The organism is Sphingopyxis sp. sgz302558, from assembly GCF_057220455.1.
Genome location: NZ_JBXPUZ010000001.1, coordinates 296228 through 315761, shown reverse-complemented (window position 1 = coordinate 315761; position 19534 = coordinate 296228). Strand labels below are relative to the sequence as shown.

The following is a 19534-nucleotide window of genomic DNA, read 5'->3' as shown; positions in this document are numbered from 1 at the left end:
GATGCCCATGTTTCGCCGTCTGACAGATGACTTCCACGTCGCACCGCAGATCGAACTGGCGGACTTGGCTACTGCGGCAGCGCAGGGTTTTCTCATCGTCATCAACAACCGCCCCGATGGTGAAGAGCCCGATGCGCCGCAGGGCGATGCCGTGGCAGCGGCTGCTGCTGCGGCGGGTCTGGCCTATGCTGCAATCCCGGTCGGGCACGGCGGTTTCAGCGCGGCGCAGCTTGATGCGCTGGATGCCGCGCGCGCGGCGCATCCGGGCAAGGCGCTGGCCTATTGCCGCTCGGGCACGCGATCGACCCATCTATGGGCCCTTGCACAGGCGCGCGGCGGGGCCGACGTCGACGGTTTGTGCGGTGCAGCCGCGGCCGCAGGCTATGATATTTCCATGCTGCGACCCATCATGACCAGCCTCAGCGCAGGCGTTTGATGGACTGGCAGGTCGAGGGGCTGAAGCTGGCGGGCTCGCTGCTCGCGGTGTTTGGCGTGGCGTGGCTGGTTAAGGGCATGAAACTGGGCGGCGAAGTGCGCATCCGCGATGCTGCTCACGCCATCCGGCTCGCGGAGGAGGCCGAGGTCGGCTTTGGCGGGGTCGATGTCGGGCTCGACCGCGCAGGCTTTGCCGCGTTGGTACGTAATGCCGCAGGGCGCCAGATGTTGGTCCGTGCGCACGGCGTGCAATTTGCCGCGCGCGTGGTCGATACGCATTTCACCGCGCGGCTCGACAAGGAATTTCTGACGCTCACTGCGCCCGAACGCACTTTTGGCAGCGTTACTCTGCGGCTCGGCAAGGATGCTGGACTGTGGGCAAGCCGCATGCGCGATGTGGTGAGGACCGCCTGATGCCGCCAACATTCAGCCCAGTTGATTACGCCATACCGGCCTTCATCTTGCTCATCCTCATTGAAATGGTGGTGGCGCGGCGGCGCGACCCCGCCCGCTACGAGGCCAAGGACACGCTGACCTCGCTGCTGCTCGGCACGGGTAGCACGGTGGCCGGGGCGCTGACAGGCGGGATCGTGTTCGCGTTGGCGCTATGGCTATACGAGCAACGCCTGTTTGAGATCGGCTGGGCTTGGTGGGCGTGGGCACTGTGCTTCGTGCTCGATGATCTGGCCTATTATTGGGCGCACCGCACTGGCCACCGTGTGCGCTGGTTCTGGGCGGCGCACGTCAATCACCATAGCAGCCAGCACTACAACCTATCGACGGCGCTGCGGCAGACGTGGACAGGTTTTTTCGCGCTGTCCTTCGTCTTTCGCGTCCCGCTGGCGTTCATCGGCTTCCATCCGGCGATGATCCTGTTCTGCGGCGCCGTGAACTTGATCTATCAATTCTGGATTCATACCGAAGCGATCGGACGGCTGCCGAAATGGTTCGAAGCGGCGATGAACACCCCGTCGCACCACCGCGTTCACCATGCGGTCAACCCGCGCTATCTCGACAGCAACTATGCCGGGACCTTCATCGTCTGGGACAAGATGTTCGGGACTTTCGCGCCCGAAGTCGACGACGACCGCCCGCGATATGGCATCGTCAAACAGCTGGGCAGCTTCAACCTCATTTGGGCGGTGTTCCACGAATGGGTGGGCATCGCGCAGGACGTGTGGCGTGCGCCGTGGCGGCACAAGCTGTCCTATATGTGGCGTGAACCGGGCTGGACCCATGATGGCAGTCGCCTGACCAGCGATATGATCCGCCAGCGCTGGATGGCGGCACAAGGGAATGAGCATGGATGAATTTGACATCATCGTCATTGGCGGTGGCAGTGGCGGCTGCGCAGTCGCCGGGCGGCTGAGCGAGGGTGGCAAGTATAGCGTCTGTCTGGTCGAGGCAGGCGGGCGCAATACTGGCTATCGCACCATCATTCCGGGCTTCGTCGCGTTCCAGACCGACAAGACCAACTGGAAATTTGATACGGTGCCGCAAGCGGGGCTGAACGGTCGGCTGGGCTATCAGCCGCGGGGCAAAGGACTGGGTGGGTCGAGCGCAATCAACGGCATGGTCTATATTCGCGGCAATGCGTGGGACTATGACAATTGGGCGGCGCTAGGGTGCGACGGCTGGTCCTATGCCGATGTGCTGCCCTACTTCAAGCGGTCGGAGCGCAACGTGCGCGGCGGCGATGATTTTCATGGGCACGATGGTCCGCTGTGGGTGAGCGAGCAGGTTTCACCCTATCAGGGATCGGTCGAATTTGTCGAAGCCGCCGCATCGCTGCAAATTGCACGCAACGATGATTTCAACGGCGCGCGGCAGGCGGGCGTCGGCCTGTATCAGGTGACGCAGAAGAATGGCGAGCGCTGGTCGGCGGCGCGCGCTTATGTTGAGCCCAACAGGGCGCGCGACAATCTGACGGTGTTGACCAATGTCACGGTCGAGCGCGTGTTGTTCGACGGCAACAAGGCAAGCGGTATCGCCTTCCGCGAGGGTGGTACATTGCGCCAACTCAGGGCGCGCCACGCGGTCGTGCTCGCAGGCGGGGCATTCGGGACGCCGCAATTGCTGATGCTTTCGGGCATTGGCCCCGCCGATCATTTGCGTGCGCATGGCATCGACGTGCTCGTGGATCGACCAGCGGTGGGCAGCGATTTGCAGGACCATCTCGACTATTCCATCGCCTATGATTGCGACGACACCAGCTTCATGGGTCAGACGCTGGTCGGCCTGAAAAATTCGGCCAAGGCTGTAGTGCAGTGGTTCTGGAGCCGATCGGGCAAAATGACATCCAACTTTGCCGAAAGCGGCGGTTTCGTGACGGTCGATCCAGCATCACCCGCGCCTGATATCCAGTTCCATTTTTTCCCCGTCGCGCTCGAGGATCATGGTCGCACCGTGGTAAAGTCGCATGGGTATAGCCTGCACGTCTGTGTGCTGCGTCCCTATAGCCGGGGCACGGTGCGGCTTGCCTCGGTCGATGCGGCGGCACCGCCGCTGATTGATCCCAATTTCCTGTCGGACGACCGCGATCTCGAATTGCTGAAGCGGGGGATCAAGCTCGGCTATCGCATCATGGAATCGCCGCCGCTGACCAAATATGCAGGGCGTGACCGCAATCCGGTCAACCTCGACGATGATGCAGCGCTGGAAGCGATGATCCGTAACCGCGCCGACACCATTTATCATGCCGTGGGCACCGCGCGAATGGGCAGCGACGATGATGCAGTGGTCGATCCGCGCCTGCGCGTGCGCGGGGTCGAAGGGCTCTATGTCGCCGATGCCAGCATTATGCCGCGCCTCGTGTCAGGCAACACCAATGCACCCAGCATCATGATCGGCGAGCGCTGTGCCGATTTTGTGGCGGCCGATTTGTCGTAGATTGTTACGGCGAATCTGCGGCGTTACGAATCGGCGCTATGTTATGTTTATGCTGCAATCTTGCTGCACGACATGCTGCACTCAAGCCATTGAAAAGCCAAAAAAAGAGGGCCGGGACTTGCGTCCCGGCCCAGCCTTTCAGGCTCTCCCCTCCTGAAACTGTTGCGGCGTGAATGCCACATTAATGTCATGCTGAAAAGGGGGATTTTTGTTACAATCGCCTTGTCCCAAACCCCTCAAAAACTCTTGCGCGCGGTGATGCCAAAAGTGCGCGGCTGGCCGACATTGTAGCCCAGCCGCGCGCGCCCGCCGCGCTCGCGGTCGAACGACAGCAGGGCGTTTTCGTCGAAGACATTGTTGACATAAGCGGTCAGCGACAGTCCCCCGTCGAAGTCCACGCCCACGCTCAGATTGACCAGCTGGTAATCGGGCAGCCGCAGATCGACGGTCGTTGCCGATGCTGCCGGGGCGCCGCCGAACGGCAGATTGTGGGTGAAGGTGCGCGGATTATTTTCCTGGTCAGCCGGCTGGGTGAAGCGGCTGCCGACATGCTGGAAGGATGCTGCGACAAAGGCATCGGCCCCGTCGCTGATCGGCCATTCATAGCTGCCCGCTGCCGACAGTTGGAAATTGGGCACCGATGGCAGGCGGTTGCCCTCGCGGATGCCGGTCGCACTTGCCAGTGCGCCGGGCAGGGTGGTGTCGAACTCGGCCTCGATGATGCTGCCCGACAGGGTGAAGTCGAGCCCTTCAGCAGGCTGCAGGCCCAGTTCAAACTCCACGCCCGCCGTATGCGCCTTGTCGACGTTAAAGACGATGCGCGATGAACAGCTGCCGGCGTCGAGGGTGACCTGCAGATTGTTGATGTCGGTATAGAAGCCCGCGGCGTTGAAGGTGAATCCCCGCCCTTGCGTCTTCACGCCCAGCTCGTAGTTCCAAAGCGTTTCGTCGCTATAATCCTGGAACCCACCGAACAGCGCCAGATCGGTCGCGTTGCACAGCGGGGTGTTGAGCGGATCATTGACGCCGCCCAGACGGAAGCCCTTCGACGCCTGCGCGTTGATGGTCACGTCCTCGCTGACGTCATAGCTGACCAACAGGCGCGGGGTGAAACCGTCCGAGGCGGTGCGGTCGACGACGCCGGCATCGCCGTTGGCAAACAGGCCGCCAGTGGTGATAACACGCTCTTCCTCGAAATCATAATAGCGCCCGCCCGCGGTCACCGTCAGCGCGTCGGTCAGATCATAGCTAACCTCGCCGAACACCGCGAACTGCTTGATGTCGTAGGGCAGATCCGAGTTGAATGGCGAATCGGTGCCAAAGCCATTGGCCACGGCCGCCGATGTGCCTGCACCCAGCACGGCATCGGTGAAGGCGTCATAGCCCGGGGTCGGGAGCCGCTGGGCATAGACGCGGTCGATCTTCGAATAGAAGCCGCCGACGACCCACTGGAACGGGCTGTCATTGTCCGACGCGAGACGCAGTTCCTGCGTGAAGGTTTCAAGCTCGGTCGTGTCGCGCAGGTTTGACGGCAGCAGCACCGCAGCATCAGGATAGCCAAGATCGACCGATACCGATCCGGTCAGCGCGCTGGCATCGCGGCTGACCAAGATGCTGCGGTCGATATAGCTGGTGACCGAGGTCAGCTCGGCACCGCCAAAGCCAACTTTGATGGTCGCATCGGCGATGAAGGTTTCATCCTCAAACGCCTCACGCAGCAGCAGATATTGTTCGCGCTCGTCGAACGTCACCTGTGGGCGCGTGGTGGTAAAGCGATTGCCGAACAGGTTATAGATTTCCTGCCGGTTGAACCCGTCGGCTTCGATCTTCTGATAAACGATGCGCGGGGTAATGCTGAACCGGTCGGACGGTTCAAAGGTCAGCGCGATGCGTCCGCCATAGCGTTCGCCGCTGTTGATATCCTCGCCGCCAGCCGGGCCGATGGCGTTGATGAAACCGCCATAGCGGGTGAAATAGCCGACCGCGCGGATCGCGGCGGTCTCGCCGAGCGGTACATTGACTGCGCCCTTCAGATGACCGCCAATGTCATCGCCATCGACGAGGTTGAGGTTGGCCTCGATCATTCCTTCGGTGGTGCCGAGCCGTGGCTGGTTCGTAATGTAGCGGATGGTGCCGCCGACCGAGCCCGAACCGAACAGCGTGCCCTGCGGCCCGCGCAATGTTTCAACGCGGTTCAGATCGAACAGGTCAAGATCGGGGGTGAAGAGCGAAAGCGAAATGACGCTTTCGTCGAGATAGACGCCGACCTGTTCCTTGACGCCCGGCTGGTCGCGCACGACTTGCCCCGCCGACACGCCGCGCACCGAAACCTGGCTTTGTCCCGGCCCGAGGTTCTGGACCGAAAGGCCGGCGACGTTGCGCGACAGATCCTCCAGCGTCACCGCGCCCGATTTCTGGATATCCTCGGCGGTCTGCGCGTTGATTGAAAAGGGAACGTCCTGCAAATTGGCGTCGCGTTTGGTGGCGGTGACGATGATGACATTGCTGTCCTCGTCCTCGGCTTGCTGCGCGGCGACCGGGGTCGCAACGGCGACAGCGAGGCCAGACAGCCCCGCAAGCATGATGACACGTGCGCGCATAAATCTTCTCCTGCAAACCATGGCGCGGCGTCGCTGCGCTGCGCTCATCTCTGGATGCGGAGGAATCTGCGCGTCATTCAGCGCCTTGGCAATGACATGACAGCCGGATGACAAAAATGGGCCGGGGTGTGTTGCACCCCGGCCACAGGTGGTTCGCAGGAGGAACCTGGGTTGGAACCCGCCGCCGCCCCATGGAGTGGAGAGGAGAGGTGGCGGCGACGGGCCCCAATCTCGTCAATAGTTGTAGGCACGCTCCCCATGTTCGGCGAGGTCGAGTCCTTCTTGCTCGACGTCTGCCGACGGGCGCAGCCCGATGGTATATTTAAGGCCAAGGAACAGCACCGCGCTGACGACGCCGGTCCACAGCACGGTGGTGCCAACGGCCCACAACTGGGTCATGACCTGACCTGCCAGGTCAAATTCGCCAGCCTTGGCAACGGGTGCGGTGTAATCGATCCAGCCTTGGCCGCCCCACGCCGGGTTGGCCACAAAACCGGTACCGATGGCGCCGATGATCCCGCCGACGGCATGGACGCCGAAGACATCAAGGCTGTCGTCATAGCGGAACTTGTTCTTCACCGTGGTGACAAAGAAGAAGCATCCGGCAGAGGCCACCGCGCCGAGCAGGATCGCGGTTCCGGGATGGGCAAAGCCCGCCGCCGGGGTGATCGCCACCAGACCCGCAACCACACCGGTCGCGCCGCCAAGCAGCGACGGCTTCTTGTGCACCACCTGTTCGATAACCGCCCAAGTCGCACCTGCCGCAGCGGTTGCGGTCATCGTATTGAGGAAGGCAAGCGCGCCAAAGGCATTGGCTTCAAGCCCCGAACCGGCGTTGAACCCGATCCAGCCCACCCACAGCAGCGAGGCGCCGATCATCGTCATAACCAGCGAATGCGGAGCCATGGGTTCGGCCTTGTAGCCGATGCGCGGCCCGACGATCAGGCAGCCGACCAGCCCGGCGATCCCGGCATTGATGTGGACGACGGTGCCACCGGCAAAGTCAAGCGCACCCCAACCCCACAGCAGACCCATGTCGGTCGGCGCGGCGTGGAGGAAGTCCGGACCCGCCCAATACCACACCATATGCGCGATCGGGAAATAGGCGAAGGTCAGCCACAGCACAGTAAAGATGATCAGCGGGGTGAATTTGATGCGCTCGGCAAAGGCGCCGACGATCAGCGCGGGCGTGATGCACGCGAAGGTCATCTGGAAGATCACAAACACATATTCGGGGAGGTACACCCCGTTCGAAAAGGTTGCAGCAAAGGTTGTGACGTCGACCCCGGCAAGGAACGCCTTGTCCAAGCCCCCGACGATAGCCGGGAAGGGTGTTCCCGTCGACGTGAACGCCATCGAATAGCCCCAGCTGAACCAGACCAGCGCGGCGACGCAGACAATAGTCAGCACCTGCATCAGCACCGACAGCATATTCTTGGCGCGCACCAGCCCGCCGTAGAAAAGCGCCAGCGCAGGCACCGACATCATCAGCACCAACGCCGAGGCGACGAGCATCCATGCCACATCACCTTTGTTGACCATCTCGGCCGTTGGCACGAAGGCGGCGGGCGCCGCCGCCTCGGCAACCGCATCTGCCGTTTCGGCAACCGCTTCGGCGGCTTCCTGCGCCCAAGCGGGCAGCGCGGCGAACAGGGCGAGGCTTGCCGCCGTGCCCGCGCCCGCGATTTTGCTTATCAGCTTCATTGCGTTCCCCTTTATCTTAAAGCGCGGCTTCGCCGGTCTCGCCGGTGCGGATGCGCACGGCCTGACCGACGTCGAGCACGAAAATCTTGCCATCGCCGATGGACCCGGTGCCCGCAGCGGCCTGCACGGTTTCTACCACGCGCGGCGCGAGCGCATCGTCGCACACCAGCTCGACCTTCACTTTGGGCACCATGTTGGTGGCGTATTCGGCGCCGCGGTAAATTTCGGTCTGCCCCTTTTGCCGGCCAAAGCCCTTGACCTCGGTCACGGTCATGCCGGCGATACCCAGCGTGGTGAGCGCCTCGCGCACCTCGTCGAGTTTGAACGGTTTGATGATCGCCAGGATCAGCTTCATGCTTTGCTCCCCTTTGTTTTCTGGCTAAGCCTTGTTGCGGTGCAACATGCGTGCCAGATTGCGGGACGCGCGCGATCCGCCGCCGATTATGACGTTTTGACGTCATCACGAGCCATTTTGTTACGTGGTTGCGGTCAATTCGCTGGCAATCGCCAACAAAGTTTGCCTATTTTTTAGGCAAATTCTGCAGCTCGGCCCACACCGGCAGATGGTCCGATGCGCGCATCGCCAGCGCGCTGCGGTGCACAGCGGCTGCGGCAGCGGCAAAGTGCGGCGAGGCGAAGATCCGGTCGAGCCGCGCCACCGGACGGCGGCTGTGAAAACTGGGGCCAGTGTCGATGCAAGGGTGCTGCTCGGCAAAGTCAGCCAGGCAGCCGCCGCGCGGGCGCCATTCGTTGCAATCGCCCATCAAGATGGTCGGCATCGGCTCGCCTTGTGCGACATGGTGCAGAATGGCGCGCGCCTGCTGCCGTCGCCGGATGCCCGACAGATCGAGATGCATGCCGACAACGCGCAGCCGCAGTCCGGCCGTGGTGCGCAGCGTCGCGGCCACCGCACCGCGCGGCTCGAGCGTGGGGAGGTGCAGTGCATGGCATTCCTCCACCACCGTCCCGCGCCGGACGAGCAGCGCGTTGCCGTGCCAGCCGATGCTGTGCGGGCTTTCGTCAATGGCGACCGGGTCATAGTCGCTGTGCTCGGCAAACATAAAGGGTGGGATGGCACTGGTCCGCTGGCCAAAGCGGCGGTCGGCCTCTTGCAAGGCGACGATATCGGCGTCGAGTTCGCGCAGCACCGCCAAGATGCGGCCCGGGTCGCGCCGCCGATCGAGGCCGACCGCCTTGCGGATGTTATAACTGGCGACCTTGATGCGCGCGGCCTGGCTCACGCGTGTCCGAACTCAGCGAGTAGCGCCTGTGCTTCGGCCAGATCTTCGTCGAGCACCATCAGCCGCACCGGGATCATCAGCCCGGCGCTATCGGCGATGTTCATCCCGGCGTCAAAACAGACGGCTTGTACGCCTGCGCTCTCCAGCCGTCCGCGTAACAGCTCGGCTTCGGCCCCATTGGGCAGGCGCGCCAGTTCGACGAGTGCCATCAGCCTTCATCGCCCGCGATGAAGCGGTCCGTGGGGCGTGTCGGCAAGCCGTCAATGCTGGTAGTACGCCCGCCCACTTTCTCCAGCCACTGCGCGGGGTCGGCCTGCCGGTGCGCCTTTTTCAGCGTCTCGCGCTCGCGCTCCAGCGTCATGAAGGGCACGCCCCAGCCGCAGCTGGTCTGCACGCTGTCGATGTCGATGACGAAAATCTGGCGCGTGCCGGGCAGCAGGGTGAAATGTGCTACCAATGCCTCCCACTCGGCATCCTGTGGCAGCACAGCGCGCCCACGCCCATAGATCCGCAAAATCAGCGCGCTACGGTCAAACGCGTTGAACATGATGGTAATGCGCCCGTCGGCGGCCAGATGCGCGTGGGTTTCATTACCTGACCCTGCCAAGTCCAGATAGGCGACCTGATTTTCGCTGAGCACGCGAAAGGCATCATAGCCCTTGGGCGACAGGTTGATGCGCGCATCGGGCGCGGCGGTCGCGACAAAGAACATCGGCTGCGCGGCAATGAAGGCGCGGTGCTTGTCGGTGAGAGTGTCAGTGAAGTCGGCCATCTCAATCAATCTCCTTGCCGATACGGGCGCTGTCGCGGCTCAACAATATGCGCTCGGCCTTGCCGACAAAATCGCTCTCGGGCACCATCCCCAGACCCCAATCGGGACCAGTAAAGCGGCTGTCGGCCGCGTTGCCACGATTGTCACCCAGCAGGAAATAGTGGCCCGCGGGGATTTTGACGGCCGGCTGGTCGCTACCAAAATTGCCGCTGCACCCCATGATGGCGTGCGAGGCTCCGCCGGGCAAAAATTCGCGCCGCACAGTCGCCGCGCCGAAACTGCACGTGCCGACCACGCCAGCGACGCTTTGCCCGCTATATTCGGCGACGGCATTGTTGATGGACAATTTGCTGCCGGTGACAGCAATGATTTCGCCGGGCAGACCGACAACGCGATAGGCGAACACCACACCGCCTTTGCGGACCAGATATACGGCGCCTCGCTCGATTGGCGTCAGGTCGCTGGTGCGCGCAATGAATTGTTCGCGCGCGCGCAGCGTAGGCTCCATCGATTCGCTGGGAATGACAAAATTCTGGTAACGAGGCCCGGGTTCGGCGAGCAGCCCGCTGGCCAACAAACCGCCGCCGCCCAGCACGCCCGCCAGCCCGACCGGCCACAGCCAGCGGGGCAGACGGCGCGCCTCGCTCACGCGGTGCCGCCCACCGTCAGTCCTGCGACCAGCAGGCTCGGCTGGCCCACGCCGGCGGGCACGCTTTGTCCGCCCTTACCGCAAATGCCAATGCCTTCGTCGATCGCCATGTCGCCCCCGATTCCGGTGACCTTGGTCAGCACGCTCGGCCCGTCGCCAATCAGCGTCGCACCCTTAATCGGATCGCCGAGCTTGCCGTTCTTGACCTTATAGGCCTCGGTGCAGCTGAATACGAATTTGCCTGACACAATATCGACCTGCCCACCGCCAAAGCTGCGCGCGAAAATGCCGTCCTTGATGCGGCTCAAAAGCTCGGCGGGATCGTCTTGCCCGCCGCGCATAAAGGTGTTGGTCATGCGCGGCATCGGTGCATGGGCATAGGATTCGCGGCGGCCATTGCCAGTAGGCGCAACGCCCATCAACCGCGCGTTGAGACGGTCCTGCATATACATTTTGAGGACGCCATCCTCGATCAGTACATTTTCCTGCGTCGGCGTGCCTTCATCGTCGATCGACAGCGATCCGCGGCGTCCGCCGTCGGCCACCGGGCTGGCCATGCTGCCATCGTCGACCACGGTGACGCCGGGTGCGGCCACACGCTCGCCGATGCGGCCCGAAAAGGCGCTCGTCCCCTTGCGGTTGAAATCGCCTTCCAGGCCATGCCCAACGGCTTCGTGCAACAGCACGCCAGGCCAGCCGGGGCCGAGCAACACGGTAAACTCGCCAGCCGGAGCATCGACCGCGCGCAGATTGACCAACGCCTGAGCCAATGCCTCGTCGATGCAGCGTTGCCATTGCTCCTCGGCGAACAAATGATCGTACATGTACCGGCCACCGATGCCGAAAAAGCCGGTTTCGCGGCGGCCATTTTCCTCGACCACGATGCTGACATTCAGGCGCACCAGCGGGCGCACATCGGTGGCGACAAAGCCGTCGGCGCGGACAATTTCGACCACCGACCAGCTGGCCGAAAGGCCCACGCTCACCTGGGCGATGCGCGCGTCGCGCGCGCGCGCGGCGGCGTCCACCTGTTGGCACAAGGCAACTTTTTGGGCGAAGGGAATAAGGTCGAGCGGGTTGGCATCGCCATAGAGCCGCCGGTTCGTGCGCGGCGGCGGCGGTGCAGGCGGGCTGGTTGCAGGATCGAGCAACGCCAGTGTCTCGGCAGCGCGGCGTATGGCGGGCGCGCTCAAATCGCTGGCATGGGCAAAACCCGTCATCTCGCCCGACACGGCACGCAGCCCGAACCCCGCTTCGGTCGAATAATCGGCGGTTTTCAGACGTCCGTCGTCAAAGCCGAAGCTCTCGGTGGCGCGATATTGCAGGTATAACTCGCCATCGTCGGCGCGCGCCAGCGCCTTAGCGGTCAGCTTCTGCGCCAGATCGGGGTCGAGCGCATCGGCGCGGTAAAGGAAGCGGCGGGGGTCGGATAGGGCTGTCATTGCACTGATATAGGCAGCATGTCGCCGAAGGCAAAGCGGCGATGCGGCCAATCGTCAGATGTAGTTGACGGTCATTGTAAAGCTGCCGGCATAATCGCCCGGCGGTTGGTTGGCGGGTACGGTTAGCGTTCCGCCGACATAATAGATGCGAAAGCCCCCGCCGAAAACAATTGCGGTGTTGGGCAAGGCAACCGGCCCACCGGCGGTCTGCCGCGCCCGCGTGAGGCTCGCGGTCATATTCGGCGCGCCGCCGCCGACGCGCGCCAGCGTTGCCGAATTACTGCCGGTGATGATGATCAGCACTGCGCCGCCTGTGCCCTGGAATTCGGCGCGCTGCGTGGTCCCACCGACCGGGGTCACGCCGCCCGTGGTGGTGCGGGCACCGGACAACGCGCTGATTGTGACCGTCCCGGCGGTGGGGCCGCTGATCATTGATCCGAAATCCAGATCCTCAACCTTGACCAGCGTGTTGGGGCGCAGGATGATGGCGCGGGTCGACCCGTCGGCGTCGGCCAACTGCGCGGCCGCGATCGACGGCAGCCCGGTTGCAGCGCCCGCTAGCGCCACCGCAATCACCCTGATCTGCATTGCAAGCTGCACTGGTCCGCTTCGCTCCCCGCAGGCACTATACTGCCATCGTGAGGTGGATATGCCAGCCTATCCTTGGCATTGGATTGAGCGAAATGGCAAACAGCCACTTAACGGCTGCGCTGCTGCCATCAATGCTGGTCGGCAACCCCGCCGATCAGCACAAACCGCCGGTCGCAATAGCCGCAGTCGGCAAAGCCCTGGTCCGGATCAATTTCCAGCCACACGCGCGGATGGCCCAGGGCGGCATCTGCCAGCCCGTCGCCGGTGCCGTCACAGGCAATGCGGGTCTTGGCAACGCGGAGCGTTTCGGGGGCTGGAGCGGTCATGCCAGCGCGCATAGCAAGGCGGCTGGCGCGGCGCAATTCGCCGGTGGCGCGCTGCTTAAAGATAATTCAGCGTGATGGTGTAGGTGCCGACATAGTCGCCGGCGGGCTGATTGGCGCCGACTTCCAGGATTGCCCCGAGCGGGAAATTGAACGCGCCGGTTGCGCTCGTGATGCGGAAACGCAGCGGGCTGGTCGACAATATCGCCGTGGGGGTGCTGCCGATTTCGAAGTTGCGCACGCGCATGCGCGGTCCGGGGCCGTAAATCCAGATGCTGTTCGATTGCAGCGAAATGGCCACCTGCTGATTGAACCGGCCCAGCCCGGCAAAGCGCGAGGGTTGGTGGCTGTTGCCGACCAGCACGACCCCGCCGGTTGCGGTGCGGGTGCCGTTAGGCTGTAACCGCACCGTGCCCGCCGCGGTCGGATTGGGAATGATGTCGCCAAAATGCAGCTCATCAACGATGAAGAAGCTTAAGGGGCGCAGGATGATCGCCTCGGTTTGCACCTCGACATTGTCAGATTGCGCGGCGGCGGGCGCGGCGAGCAGCAGCGCGGCCGCGCCGACGAGCGCAGCCAATGCCGCCCGCGCGGCCTGCAGAAACGGAAATGGTCTGGTCCCCATTGCACAGCGGAAATAGCGCAGCATACTTTCAAACCGGTAAATGGCTTTCATCAAGCGCGCGGCCTCGCTAAGCGGCGGAATATGACCCAGTCTGCTATCGTTATCCGCGACCTTGTGAAAACCTATGCCGGGGGCAAACAGGCGCTGGGCGGTGTCAGCTTCGAAGTGCCGCGCGGACACATCTTTGGTCTGCTCGGCCCCAATGGAGCGGGCAAGTCGACACTGATCAACATCCTGTCGGGCATGGTGCGCAAGACCGGTGGAACCGCGGAAATCTGGGGCTTCGACATCGACGCGCACCCGCGCAACGCCAAGAACAGCATCGGCATAGTGCCGCAGGAAATCGTTTTCGACCCTTTCTTTACTCCGCTGGAAACGCTGGAACTGGTCGCCGGGCTTTACGGCGTTCCCAAAGCGAAACGGCGCAGTATGGAATTGCTCGAAGCGGTCGGCCTTGCTGACAAGGCCAATGCCTATGCCCGCACCTTGTCCGGTGGCATGAAACGGCGCCTGCTGGTGGCGAAAGCCATGGTCCATTCGCCCCCCGTGCTGGTGCTCGACGAGCCGACTGCCGGAGTCGACATTGAGTTGCGGCAGCAACTTTGGACTTACGTCCGCTCGCTCAACGCGCGGGGGGTGACGGTAGTCCTCACCACGCACTATCTGGAAGAAGCCGAAGAGCTGTGCGACCGCATCGCCATCATTAATCATGGCCAGCTGATCGCCAATAAGCCGACCCGCGAGCTCGTTGATATGGCACGAGAGAAAGTGGTGGTCGTGACCACCGATGCCGACATTACCGCGCCGCCAACGCATGACTGTTTTGAAAAGGTTGAGCTCGGCGGGGCGCGCGAGCTTTCCATCACCTATAACAAGGACCGTACCAATGCGGGTGAGGTGCTGGGCGCGGTGCAGGCGCAGGGCCACCGGATTGTCGACGTGTCAACGCGCGAGGCGGACCTGGAGGATGTGTTCCTTAATCTGACGCGGGCAGGCAGCTAGCCAAAGGAATTTCCATGAACCGTCCGTCCTCAGCTTGTCGAAGGACCGTTCCTTGTTTTTGATGCTCGAAGGAAAGGCCAGCCCTTCGACAAGCTCAGAGCAAACGGGGTAGGGGTGAAGCAGGTGGCAAGTGCCGCGGAACACGACATCATCATTATCGGCTCGGGCGCAGCGGGGCTGACTGCTGCGCTATTGCTCGCCGAACGACACCGGGTGCTGGTGCTGGCCAAGGGCGACCTTACCGGCGGGTCGACCGCCTGGGCGCAGGGCGGGATCGCGGCCGTGCTGGATGCCGGCGACACATTCGACAACCATATCACCGATACGATGGTCGCCGGCGCGGGGCTGAACCGGCGCGAGACGGTGGAATTTGTCGTCGAAAACGCGCCGCGCGCAATCGAACGGCTGGTCGAACTCGGCGTGCCATTCAACCGCGAAGCCGAGCTGCTGCACCTGACGCGCGAGGGCGGGCATTCGCATCGCCGCATCGTCCATGTCGACGACGCGACCGGCTGGGCGGTGCAGGCGGCGCTGCTGAAAGCCGCGGCGGACAATCCGAACATCACGCTGCAACCGCACCGCGCCGCGATTGACCTGATCACCGGGCGGCATGAGGAGCGTTATTCGGGCTCAGGGCGCGTGTGGGGCGTCTATGCGCTCGATGAACAGACGGGGCAGGTTCACGCCTATACCGGCCGCGCGACGATATTGGCGACGGGCGGCGCGGGGCGCTGTTACCTGTTTTCCACCGCGCCGCGCGGGGCGACAGGGGACGGCATCGCGATGGCGTGGCGCGCGGGATGCCGCGTCAGCAACATGGAAATGATGCAGTTCCATCCGACCTGCCTCTATAATCTTGAGGTCAAAAACTTCCTGATTACCGAGGCGGTGCGCGGCGAGGGCGGGGTTTTGAAGCATCCGCTGAGCGGTCACCGTTATATGCCCGATTATGACGGCCGCGCCGAACTGGCCCCGCGTGATGTGGTGGCGCGCGCGAATGATGACCAGATCAAGCGTTATGGCCTCGACTATGTCCACCTCGACATCAGCCACAAAGACCCGGACTTTGTGCGCGGCCATTTCCCCAACATCTATGACAAGCTGATAGGCCTCGGCATCGACATGACGACACAGCCGATCCCGGTAGTTCCGGCGCAGCATTATACCTGCGGCGGGGTGTTGATCGACCTTAATGGTCGCACCGACCTGCCCGGCCTTTACGCGGCGGGCGAGGTCAGCGAGAGCGGGCTGCACGGCGCCAACCGGCTGGCGTCAAACAGCCTGCTCGAATGTTTCGTGTTCGGCGAAGCAGCGGCGCGCGACATCATGGCGCGCTGGGCGGAACTCGATGTTCCGCCACCGATCCGCGCGTGGGACGCCAGCCGCGTGACCGACAGCGACGAAGAGGTCGTTATCAAACAAAACTGGACCGAAATCCGCCGCTTCATGTGGAATTATGTCGGTATCGTGCGCACGACAAAGCGCCTCGAACGCGCCGCGCACCGCATCCGTATGCTGAGTGAAGAGGTTGAGGATTATTACGGCCACTTCCGCGTAACAACCGATCTGATCGAGCTTAGGAACCTGCTTCAAACGGCAGATTTGATCGTGCAAAGCGCCTTGAAGCGCAAGGAAAGCCGCGGCCTGCATTACAACACTGACTATCCCGATATGTTGATGGTGGCCGAAGACACGGTGTTGGTGCCTTAGGGCGTCCTTGCGCCTCGAATCCGAGAACGAGTGGGAGGAACCACTGAAGATCGACGTTGGCGAACGAAAGCTGTCGATATTGCATTGATGCCGCCCCCTTCCCCTTTCGCTCAATCGCGCCTATGGGGGCCGATGCCTTTTTCGACACTTCCCGCGCTTCTTGGCGAAGCGATCGCTGCGCGTGGCTATGCCGCGCCTTCGCCGGTGCAGGCCGCCGTGCTTGCGCCTGAGGCCTCGGGCCGCGACCTCATCGTTTCGGCGCAGACGGGGTCGGGCAAAACCGTCGCCTTTGGCATTGCCATGGCCGACGAGCTTATCCCCGAAGGCCAGCCCGCATCGTACGCGCTCGCGCCGCTGGCGCTGGTGATTGCGCCGACGCGCGAGCTGGCGCTCCAGGTCAGCCGCGAACTTGAATGGCTCTATGCCAAGGCGCGCGCACGGATTGTCACCTGCGTCGGCGGGATGGACGCGTCGCGCGAGCGGCGCAATTTGCAGGGCGGTGCGCATATCGTGGTCGGCACGCCCGGGCGGCTGCGCGACCATCTCGAGCGTGGCGCGCTCGACCTTTCGGCGTTGAAAGTGGCGGTGCTTGACGAGGCCGACGAGATGCTCGACATGGGTTTTCGCGAGGATTTGGAAGAGATCCTCGATGCCACGCCTGCTGTCCGCCGCACCTTGCTGTTCTCGGCAACCATGCCCAAGCCGATTGTTGCGCTCGCCAAACGCTATCAGCGCGATGCCTTGCGCATTTCGACGGTGGGCGAAGATCGCGGGCATGGCGACATCGCCTATCAGGCGGTGACTGTTGCGCCTGCGGATATTGAGAATGCTGTCGTCAATCTGCTGCGCTTTTACGAGGCGGAGACGGCGATGCTGTTCTGCGCGACGCGCGACAATGTGCGTCACCTGCACGCCAGCCTGATCGAGCGCGGCTTTCAAGCGGTGGCGCTGTCAGGCGAGCATAGTCAGAATGAGCGCAATCAGGCGCTACAGGCGCTGCGCGACCGCCGCGCGCGGGTGTGCGTCGCGACCGATGTGGCGGCACGCGGGATCGACCTGCCCGCATTGTCGCTGGTGATCCATGTCGAATTGCCGCGCGATGCCGAGGCGTTGCAGCACCGTTCGGGCCGCACCGGGCGCGCAGGCAAAAAGGGCACGGCGATCCTGCTCGTTCCCTATCCGCGCCGCCGCCGCGTTGAAATGATGCTGCGCGGCGCGCGAATCGAGGCCGAATGGAAGCGGGCTCCGACCGCTGAGGAAGTGCGCGCGCAAGACCGCGAACGTTTGGTCGCCGCCATCACTGCGCCGGTCGAGGGCGATGACGAGGATCGCGCGCTCGCGGCGCGCGTGCAAGAGGTGCTGTCGCCGGGCGATATCGCGCTGGCGCTGGTCCAAGCGCACCGCGCCAGAATGCCCGCGATTGAGGAATTGCTGGATAGCGGCAGCGCCGGGCCTGAAAAACGCACGCTGGTCAAACGCGAGGGGTTCGACGACACCGTCTGGTTCCGGCTCAACATCGGCCGTCGCCAAAACGCCGACGTGCGCTGGATTTTGCCGCTGCTGTGCCGCCGCGGCCATGTCACCAAGAATGAAGTCGGCGCGATCAAGATTGGCCAGCATGAAACAATGTTCGACGTGCCGCGCCACGCCGCCGACCGCTTTGCCGCAGCGCTGAAACGCACGGCGCAAGAGGATCCCGATGACGGGATCGTCATCGAAGCGATGGCGGGCAGCCCGCGTGAAGCGGCGCGCGCCAATGCCCGGGGCGGGCCGCCACGCCACGGGCCGCGCGCAGGCGGACCGCGCAAATTTGGCGGTAAGCCGGGCCAAGGCCGGGGCCGCCCGCCGCGCGGATGACTGCCCGGCGCATCCTGGTCGATGCCGATGCTTGCCCGGTGAAGGACGAGATTTACCGCGTTGCCTGGCGACTTAATCTGCCCGTGGTCATCGTTGCCAATACGCGTATCCGCATTCCCGACCATCCGCTGGTCAGCCGGGTGGTGGTTACCGATGGCTTTGATGCCGCCGACGACTGGATCGCGGACGCGGCGGGGCCATGCACCATCGTCGTCACGGCCGACATTTTGCTCGCCGACCGCTGTTTGAAGGCGGGTGCGCTGGTCACCGGTCCCAATGGCAAGGCGTTTACGCCTGGCATGATCGGCGGCGCTGTGGCGACGCGCGCGATCATGGCCGACCTACGCAGTGGATTGGGTGAAGGGATCGGTGGCCCGCCGCCCTTCACCGCGCGCGACCGCTCGGCCTTTTTGCAGACGCTTGATCGCATGGCTCATCAGCTACTACGCAGTGCTGCATGAACCGATCGCAGATTTTCGAATTTTACAGCCGCCTGGCCGAGGCCAATCCTTCGCCCGAAACCGAGCTCGCCTATGGCAACACCTATCAATTGCTCGTCGCGGTTGTGCTGTCGGCACAGGCCACCGACGTCGGGGTAAACAAAGCAACGCGCGCGTTGTTTGAGCAAGTCAAGACGCCGCAACAGATGCTCGATCTGGGCGAGGATGGCCTGAAAGCGCATATCAAGACCATCGGGCTGTGGCGTGCCAAAGCGAAGAATGTGATCGGCCTTTCAGAGGTTTTGGTGCGCGATTTTGGCGGTCAAGTGCCGGCCGACCGCAATGTCCTCACTGGCCTGCCCGGCGTCGGGCGCAAGACCGCCAATGTGGTGATGAACTGCGCCTTCGGGGCAGAAACTTTCGCCGTTGATACGCACATCTTTCGCGTCGGCAACCGTACTGGTCTGGCACCGGGGAAAACGGTGTTGGCGGTCGAAAAGGCGCTCGACAAGCGCACGCCCGCGCCGTTCCGCGTCGGCGCGCACCACTGGCTGATCCTCCACGGCCGCTATGTCTGCAAGGCGCGCACGCCCGAATGCTGGCGCTGCGGCGTGGCGGATTTGTGCCGCTATAAACCAAAGTCGGTGCCGCGCGCGAAATAGGCCGCCAGCGTTGTTTCAATAAGGGCGATGGCACCGTCGCTCCCAAAGCTGGCGGGGTCGAGCACCAGTTCAAGCCACAGCCCGTCGACCAGCGCGGTGAGGGCAATTGCCAGCTGCGAAGCAGCCGCCGGGGCCATGCCGCACTTCTCGAGCAGCCCCGCCAGCCGCGCGCGATAGGCGGCGTAGCCCGTGCGGTGAATTTCCGCCGCGCGGGCGTTGGTGTGCGCCAATGCCCAGAAAGCGGTCCAGCTACCGAGCAGCGCCGGATCGGTCACCGGCGGGCGAAAGCTGGCGGTCAAAAAGGCCGTCAGCTGCGCGCGTGGAAGCGCAGGCGCGGTAACAATCGCCTCCTCGAAGATGGCGTCCATGCGCTCGGCGGTCGCCGCATAGGCGGCGCATACCAGATCGTCGATGCCTGCGAAATAATGGCGCAGCAGCCCCGGCGACACGCCCGCGCGGGCACAGATGCTGCGCACGCTGACGCCCTCCAGCCCCGCCTCGGCAAGCGCGGCACAGGTCGCGTCGATCAACGCTTCGCGGCGGACATCGGCGCTTTCGCGGGTGAAGGGTTGGCGCGCGGCTTGCATTTGTT

The 19534-nt window shown here is 63.4% G+C and carries 21 protein-coding genes; 9 read left to right on the top strand and 12 right to left on the bottom strand.

The genetic code is table 11. The annotated features are described in order from the left end of the window. Positions 1 to 7: 7 nt before the first annotated feature. The 4 genes from AC2TC0_RS01540 to AC2TC0_RS01525 are packed head-to-tail and all read left to right on the top strand — an operon-like array spanning position 8 to position 3324. On the top strand, positions 8 to 436 hold the full coding sequence (locus tag AC2TC0_RS01540; protein WP_484715728.1) for a protein tyrosine phosphatase family protein: 429 nt from the start codon (positions 8 to 10) through the stop codon (positions 434 to 436). Further along, positions 436 to 849: a hypothetical protein gene (locus AC2TC0_RS01535; protein ID WP_484715727.1), complete on the top strand. Its 414-nt coding sequence runs from the start codon at positions 436 to 438 to the stop codon at positions 847 to 849. The genes AC2TC0_RS01540 and AC2TC0_RS01535 overlap by 1 nt, the downstream gene beginning before the upstream one ends. Beyond that, a complete protein-coding gene (locus AC2TC0_RS01530; protein WP_484715726.1) occupies positions 849 to 1745 on the top strand; it encodes a sterol desaturase family protein in 897 nt (298 codons plus the stop codon). The genes AC2TC0_RS01535 and AC2TC0_RS01530 overlap by 1 nt, the downstream gene beginning before the upstream one ends. Beyond that, positions 1738 to 3324 carry a GMC family oxidoreductase gene (locus AC2TC0_RS01525; RefSeq protein WP_484715725.1) on the top strand — a complete coding sequence of 529 codons (1587 nt, stop codon included), beginning with the start codon at positions 1738 to 1740 and terminating at the stop codon, positions 3322 to 3324. Before AC2TC0_RS01530 ends, AC2TC0_RS01525 begins: the two co-directional genes overlap by 8 nt. Positions 3325 to 3560: 236 nt before the next feature. Here the strand turns inward: AC2TC0_RS01525 and AC2TC0_RS01520 are convergent, their stop codons facing one another. The 11 genes from AC2TC0_RS01520 to AC2TC0_RS01470 form a co-directional block, all read right to left on the bottom strand. Continuing rightward, the gene (locus tag AC2TC0_RS01520; protein ID WP_484715724.1) at positions 3561 to 5924 is read right to left on the bottom strand and encodes a TonB-dependent receptor; all 2364 of its coding nucleotides are present in this window, start codon (positions 5922 to 5924) and stop codon (positions 3561 to 3563) included. Positions 5925 to 6158: 234 nt separating this feature from the next. Then, on the bottom strand, positions 6159 to 7628 hold the full coding sequence (locus AC2TC0_RS01515; RefSeq protein WP_484715723.1) for an ammonium transporter: 1470 nt from the start codon (positions 7626 to 7628) through the stop codon (positions 6159 to 6161). A 16-nt stretch (positions 7629 to 7644) separates the two neighbouring features. Continuing rightward, the gene (locus AC2TC0_RS01510; protein ID WP_484715722.1) at positions 7645 to 7983 is read right to left on the bottom strand and encodes a P-II family nitrogen regulator; all 339 of its coding nucleotides are present in this window, start codon (positions 7981 to 7983) and stop codon (positions 7645 to 7647) included. 166 nt (positions 7984 to 8149) lie between these two features. Next, positions 8150 to 8869, bottom strand: coding sequence for an endonuclease/exonuclease/phosphatase family protein (locus tag AC2TC0_RS01505; protein ID WP_484715721.1), 720 nt, complete (start codon positions 8867 to 8869; stop codon positions 8150 to 8152). Beyond that, positions 8866 to 9078 carry a putative signal transducing protein gene (locus AC2TC0_RS01500; protein ID WP_484715720.1) on the bottom strand — a complete coding sequence of 71 codons (213 nt, stop codon included), beginning with the start codon at positions 9076 to 9078 and terminating at the stop codon, positions 8866 to 8868. Before AC2TC0_RS01500 ends, AC2TC0_RS01505 begins: the two co-directional genes overlap by 4 nt. Beyond that, positions 9078 to 9641: a pyridoxamine 5'-phosphate oxidase family protein gene (locus tag AC2TC0_RS01495; protein WP_484715719.1), complete on the bottom strand. Its 564-nt coding sequence runs from the start codon at positions 9639 to 9641 to the stop codon at positions 9078 to 9080. The genes AC2TC0_RS01500 and AC2TC0_RS01495 overlap by 1 nt, the downstream gene beginning before the upstream one ends. Position 9642: 1 nt before the next feature. Next, positions 9643 to 10290, bottom strand: a complete 648-nt coding sequence (lepB, locus tag AC2TC0_RS01490) for a signal peptidase I (RefSeq protein WP_484715718.1) — start codon at positions 10288 to 10290, stop codon at positions 9643 to 9645. After that, complete coding sequence (gene tldD, locus AC2TC0_RS01485; RefSeq protein WP_484715717.1) at positions 10287 to 11732, bottom strand: metalloprotease TldD; 1446 nt, start codon at positions 11730 to 11732, stop codon at positions 10287 to 10289. The genes lepB and tldD overlap by 4 nt, the downstream gene beginning before the upstream one ends. A 54-nt stretch (positions 11733 to 11786) precedes the next feature. Beyond that, positions 11787 to 12299: a DUF4402 domain-containing protein gene (locus tag AC2TC0_RS01480; RefSeq protein WP_484715716.1), complete on the bottom strand. Its 513-nt coding sequence runs from the start codon at positions 12297 to 12299 to the stop codon at positions 11787 to 11789. Positions 12300 to 12451: 152 nt separating this feature from the next. Then, positions 12452 to 12649 (bottom strand): zinc-finger domain-containing protein, encoded by a 198-nt coding sequence (locus tag AC2TC0_RS01475; RefSeq protein ID WP_484715715.1) that lies wholly within the window; start codon positions 12647 to 12649, stop codon positions 12452 to 12454. A 55-nt stretch (positions 12650 to 12704) separates the two neighbouring features. Further along, positions 12705 to 13271, bottom strand: a complete 567-nt coding sequence (locus AC2TC0_RS01470; protein WP_484715714.1) for a DUF4402 domain-containing protein — start codon at positions 13269 to 13271, stop codon at positions 12705 to 12707. An 81-nt stretch (positions 13272 to 13352) separates the two neighbouring features. Between AC2TC0_RS01470 and AC2TC0_RS01465 the strand changes: the two genes are divergently transcribed. The 5 genes from AC2TC0_RS01465 to nth all read left to right on the top strand — a co-directional run bounded on the left by AC2TC0_RS01465 (position 13353) and on the right by nth (position 18942). Beyond that, entirely contained in the window at positions 13353 to 14273 is a 921-nt protein-coding gene (locus AC2TC0_RS01465; protein WP_484715713.1) for an ABC transporter ATP-binding protein, read from the top strand. Positions 14274 to 14396: 123 nt separating this feature from the next. Further along, complete coding sequence (gene nadB / locus AC2TC0_RS01460) at positions 14397 to 15983, top strand: L-aspartate oxidase (protein WP_484715712.1); 1587 nt, start codon at positions 14397 to 14399, stop codon at positions 15981 to 15983. A gap of 132 nt (positions 15984 to 16115) precedes the next feature. Beyond that, positions 16116 to 17840, top strand: coding sequence for a DEAD/DEAH box helicase (locus tag AC2TC0_RS01455; protein WP_484715711.1), 1725 nt, complete (start codon positions 16116 to 16118; stop codon positions 17838 to 17840). Beyond that, positions 17837 to 18301, top strand: coding sequence for a YaiI/YqxD family protein (locus AC2TC0_RS01450; protein WP_484715710.1), 465 nt, complete (start codon positions 17837 to 17839; stop codon positions 18299 to 18301). The genes AC2TC0_RS01455 and AC2TC0_RS01450 overlap by 4 nt, the downstream gene beginning before the upstream one ends. Beyond that, entirely contained in the window at positions 18298 to 18942 is a 645-nt protein-coding gene (gene nth / locus AC2TC0_RS01445) for an endonuclease III (protein ID WP_484715709.1), read from the top strand. Before AC2TC0_RS01450 ends, nth begins: the two co-directional genes overlap by 4 nt. Here the strand turns inward: nth and AC2TC0_RS01440 are convergent. Then, on the bottom strand, positions 18909 to 19529 hold the full coding sequence (locus tag AC2TC0_RS01440) for a TetR/AcrR family transcriptional regulator (RefSeq protein ID WP_484715708.1): 621 nt from the start codon (positions 19527 to 19529) through the stop codon (positions 18909 to 18911). The genes nth and AC2TC0_RS01440 overlap by 34 nt on opposite strands. Between the last annotated feature and the right edge of the window lie 5 nt (positions 19530 to 19534).

Bases quoted from the DNA above. Each gene is read 5' to 3' on its own strand.
- AC2TC0_RS01525 (WP_484715725.1), top strand. From the start codon at position 1,738: ATGGATGAATTTGACATCATCGTCATTGGCGGTGGCAGTGGCGGCTGC.
- AC2TC0_RS01510 (WP_484715722.1), bottom strand. From the start codon at position 7,983: ATGAAGCTGATCCTGGCGATCATCAAACCGTTCAAACTCGACGAGGTG.
- AC2TC0_RS01520 (WP_484715724.1), bottom strand. From the start codon at position 5,924: ATGCGCGCACGTGTCATCATGCTTGCGGGGCTGTCTGGCCTCGCTGTC.
- AC2TC0_RS01455 (WP_484715711.1), top strand. From the start codon at position 16,116: ATGCCTTTTTCGACACTTCCCGCGCTTCTTGGCGAAGCGATCGCTGCG.
- AC2TC0_RS01475 (WP_484715715.1), bottom strand. From the start codon at position 12,649: ATGACCGCTCCAGCCCCCGAAACGCTCCGCGTTGCCAAGACCCGCATT.
- AC2TC0_RS01465 (WP_484715713.1), top strand. From the start codon at position 13,353: ATGACCCAGTCTGCTATCGTTATCCGCGACCTTGTGAAAACCTATGCC.
- AC2TC0_RS01470 (WP_484715714.1), bottom strand. From the start codon at position 13,271: ATGGGGACCAGACCATTTCCGTTTCTGCAGGCCGCGCGGGCGGCATTG.
- AC2TC0_RS01540 (WP_484715728.1), top strand. From the start codon at position 8: ATGTTTCGCCGTCTGACAGATGACTTCCACGTCGCACCGCAGATCGAA.
- AC2TC0_RS01515 (WP_484715723.1), bottom strand. From the start codon at position 7,628: ATGAAGCTGATAAGCAAAATCGCGGGCGCGGGCACGGCGGCAAGCCTC.
- AC2TC0_RS01530 (WP_484715726.1), top strand. From the start codon at position 849: ATGCCGCCAACATTCAGCCCAGTTGATTACGCCATACCGGCCTTCATC.
- AC2TC0_RS01535 (WP_484715727.1), top strand. From the start codon at position 436: ATGGACTGGCAGGTCGAGGGGCTGAAGCTGGCGGGCTCGCTGCTCGCG.
- nth (WP_484715709.1), top strand. From the start codon at position 18,298: ATGAACCGATCGCAGATTTTCGAATTTTACAGCCGCCTGGCCGAGGCC.
- tldD (WP_484715717.1), bottom strand. From the start codon at position 11,732: ATGACAGCCCTATCCGACCCCCGCCGCTTCCTTTACCGCGCCGATGCG.
- AC2TC0_RS01495 (WP_484715719.1), bottom strand. From the start codon at position 9,641: ATGGCCGACTTCACTGACACTCTCACCGACAAGCACCGCGCCTTCATT.
- AC2TC0_RS01450 (WP_484715710.1), top strand. From the start codon at position 17,837: ATGACTGCCCGGCGCATCCTGGTCGATGCCGATGCTTGCCCGGTGAAG.
- AC2TC0_RS01440 (WP_484715708.1), bottom strand. From the start codon at position 19,529: ATGCAAGCCGCGCGCCAACCCTTCACCCGCGAAAGCGCCGATGTCCGC.
- AC2TC0_RS01500 (WP_484715720.1), bottom strand. From the start codon at position 9,078: ATGGCACTCGTCGAACTGGCGCGCCTGCCCAATGGGGCCGAAGCCGAG.